3 protein-coding genes are annotated in these 2,299 nt (G+C 39.4%); all 3 read right to left on the bottom strand.

Annotated elements, in window-relative coordinates; genetic code table 11:
- Window positions 1-337: 337 nt before the first annotated feature.
- A complete protein-coding gene (locus GQR46_RS18870; protein WP_165728989.1) occupies window positions 338-718 on the bottom strand; it encodes an STAS/SEC14 domain-containing protein in 381 nt (126 codons plus the stop codon).
- Window positions 719-837: 119 nt separating this feature from the next.
- Complete coding sequence (locus tag GQR46_RS18865; RefSeq protein ID WP_165728990.1) at window positions 838-1,530, bottom strand: cupin domain-containing protein; 693 nt, start codon at window positions 1,528-1,530, stop codon at window positions 838-840.
- A 51-nt stretch (window positions 1,531-1,581) separates the two neighbouring features.
- Complete coding sequence (locus GQR46_RS18860; protein WP_165728991.1) at window positions 1,582-2,202, bottom strand: glutathione S-transferase; 621 nt, start codon at window positions 2,200-2,202, stop codon at window positions 1,582-1,584.
- Window positions 2,203-2,299: the final 97 nt, after the last annotated feature.

Below are 2,299 nucleotides of genomic sequence, written 5' to 3'. Positions count from 1 at the left end.
CTAAGCGTTCATCTTTTTACTGAACTAGACTGCCACCCTAATGAAATATACAAAACGGTGCCATTAAATTTAATTTAAGATTAATAATTTATCTTTTATCGCCGGGTTATTTCATTTCATCCATTAAAATAAGTCATTAGCGCTCTTACTACAAAACAAGACTGTTGTGGTCAACTAATTCCGGACAGTAAGTTAAGTTTGTCTTCTGCTACAGCAGGGGCAAGCATTCGATTATAGCTATATGGCCCGCGCCAGTTATAGTAATTCATCAAATAACGTTATCCATAAAGCAAAAAAGCACTCTATAAGAGTGCTTTAATTTAAGTTTTCAATCAGGCTATTCGTCTAGCCAATCTATGGCTGCGGTAGCATTTTCAAAGTATTGAACCTCACCCGATATAAACCAGTTACCTATTTTCGCCATTCGCGCTTGCCACTCTTTATTACCGTAAATAGCTACTTTTTTAAATTCTTTAGAGTGCTTAACACCTAACTTGAGGTCGTCCCACGCTGCGCGTAGTTCCCAGCCTTCAAGTTCACTACCATCTATTAAAACATTTACTACAGGATGATTAACTTCGCTAAGTGCTGAATTTATCATTGGGGTGATTATTTTATAGTCGTCGTGAGTAAGTGTACCAACGGCTTTAAGTTTTAAAAAAAACTCTCGTCCTGCACGTTCAAGACCAATAGATAAACCATGTATTGTGTGTACCATTGCCACTCTCCTTAAATAGTAAGTAACAAAAATACACCTTCTAAAGTTAATTAGTCCTGAACTAAATCAATAAATAGCCCTGAACTAGATCAATAAATAATCTTAAATAAACTACTCAATTATGCGTTTTGTACACGAGAGATCTGGTTTTCTACATCAGTTAAATGGCCTGTTTTAAGCCATACCTTTGCACCGTTACTTCCCGCTTTAACATTAATAGTGCTATTAATAGGCACTCTTAACCAACTGTTTTTTACAAGGGTATCGGCTTGCTCGTCAAACGAGCCCTCAAGTACTAGAAGCTCTGCTCCACCTTTTGCGTTTATAACCATGTCGGCATTAGGCTCAAAGTGTAATAAGCTTACGTCTTCAAAGTCGTCTTTATATAAAGGTGTTACGGCTACATTTTTAAAATGTGGATGCACCGTACTTTGCATCAAGTCTGTTTGCAAACGCACATGCGTTCGATCCTCTGGCTGAAACTGCCATAACTTTACAAATATAACGCAGCCGTTTTCAGATCCCGGTTTATGCTTTGATTGCGGAGGGTTACGGATATAGGAACCTGCCGGAAAATCGCCATGCTCATCTTGAAATACACCTTCTAGCACAACAAACTCCTCACCACCTGTATGTACATGTGGTGAAAATTCACTGCCCGGTGCATAACGAACAATAGTTGTTGCGCGAGCAACTTCGTCGCCCACCCGATCCAGCGCTCGTCTATCAACGCCCGCCATTGGCGATGCAACCCACGGGAGTGTTTCGCTATGTACTACAACTCGCTTACTAAAATCGGCAGCAATTTTCATATTTGGCTCCTAACCGGTGTTTTACTTAAACCCTAACCTAAAACAAGTAAATTAAGCAGCAACACTTGGGCGTTTTGCTACTTTTTCTTGCCATGCTACTAAATGGGTTAACTCATTTGGGATTGCTATTTGTGCAAATCCAGCAAATACCAGCCCAGCATACAATGTAATATCAGCAATACTAAACTGCTCACCACCAACAAATGCTGATTGCGCTAATACATCATTAAAATAGCTAAACCCTTGGCGTGCCTTTTCGCCTTGTTTTTCACCCCACGCCACATTTTGATACGTTTCAAGCTCTGGACCTAAACCATCAGTTGCATGATGAAAGTAAGTTGCCACAGCGTCAAGCACCATAGATTCTGCGCGTTTTTGCATCATGTTAATTACTGCACGCTCTTTTGCGGTTTCACCCATTAAAGATGGGCCTTCAAATGCGGTATCAATATACTCAGTAATAGCGGTACTTTCTGATATAAACGTGCCGTCATCTAGCTCTAATACGGGCACACCTGCTAATGGATTTTTAGCTAAGAAGGCTTCTGTTCTGTGCTCACCATTTAATAAATCAACAGGTACAAACTCAACATTTGCAGTGGCATTTTTTTCAGCTAAAGCGATACGAACACGAAGTGGGTTTGGAAAGTTTTCTACATCATAAATTTTCATAGCAATCTCTATCTTTATTGTTTAAAAGTGAATTAATGGCAGCAACCTACCTACCGGTAGGTAATTTATAGTATTAAACTAAATTTAAGTCAACGTT

Origin of the sequence: Pseudoalteromonas sp. Z1A6 (assembly GCF_011378745.1) — a bacterium.
Classification (GTDB): domain Bacteria; phylum Pseudomonadota; class Gammaproteobacteria; order Enterobacterales; family Alteromonadaceae; genus Pseudoalteromonas; species Pseudoalteromonas arctica.
Note: the sequence above shows the minus strand (reverse complement) of the source record. Positions and strands in the feature narration are given on the sequence as shown.

Coding starts and splice junctions, on each gene's coding strand:
- GQR46_RS18870 (WP_165728989.1), bottom strand. CDS start 718: ATGGTACACACAATACATGGTTTATCTATTGGTCTTGAACGTGCAGGA.
- GQR46_RS18865 (WP_165728990.1), bottom strand. CDS start 1,530: ATGAAAATTGCTGCCGATTTTAGTAAGCGAGTTGTAGTACATAGCGAA.
- GQR46_RS18860 (WP_165728991.1), bottom strand. CDS start 2,202: ATGAAAATTTATGATGTAGAAAACTTTCCAAACCCACTTCGTGTTCGT.